The 845-nt window shown below is 61.7% G+C and carries 1 protein-coding gene; it reads right to left on the reverse strand.

Annotated elements, in window-relative coordinates; genetic code table 11:
* On the reverse strand, positions 1 to 836 hold an 836-nt coding region (locus tag ACXJKJ_RS30350; protein WP_457395115.1), incomplete at its 3' end, for an AMP-binding protein.
* Positions 837 to 845 lie beyond the last annotated feature (9 nt).

Below are 845 nucleotides of genomic sequence, written 5' to 3' on the forward strand. Positions count from 1 at the left end.
ATTCCATCCCGTAGCAGCATCCTTGGTTTCGCACCGACACGGCCACCGGTGATGAAAAGCGTTGCTTCCGCCATGCCGTAACAGGGATAAAAAGCGCCAGCACGGAACCCGGCGTTTGCGAATCGCTGCGTGAAGCGTGCAATGGTATCGGCTCGGATCGGCTCGGCTCCGCAGAAGGCCACCTCCCAACAGGAAAGATCCAGCCCCTCAAGATCGTGCTCGGTCACTGCTTCTGCGGCGAGTTCATACAGGAAGTTGGGTCCGCCGCTGGTGGTGATCCGCAGCGAGGCAATCAACCCACGCCAACGCTCTGGAAACTGGACCAGCTCCGCGGGCGGCACGAAGCTGGTGGTGCATCCCACATATACCGACTGCAGCACCCCGCCCACCAGGCCCATATCATGAAACAACGGCAGGCCGATAAGAATATTGGAGCGTTCCGAGGTGCCCATCGAAACGCGAATCGATTCACTGTTGTCGGCCAGATTGGCATGGCTCACCGCCACCCCTTTGGGGTCGCCAGTGGAGCCGGACGTGTACTGCAGGAAGGCAAGCTGCGCACCGTCAGTGGACCCCAGCACATCGCACTGGTCGCCATCAACGGGTACCGGCGCACTGCGCATATCCACCACATCCAATGCATGCTCCAACCCTGCAGCGGCCTGCAGCGCGTCATCGCCGTCGCAGACCATGGCCGACGCACCTGCATCGCGTGCCAGCAAGTACAAGCGGTCCGCCAGGTTCTTCCTGCGCGGCGGTGCTGTCGGAACCGCTACCGCACCGGCTAGCAGGCAGGCATGGAAGGCGACAACGAAGTGGTGCTCACTACGGCACACAAGCAGTAC

The organism is Roseateles sp. P5_E1 (assembly GCF_054049335.1).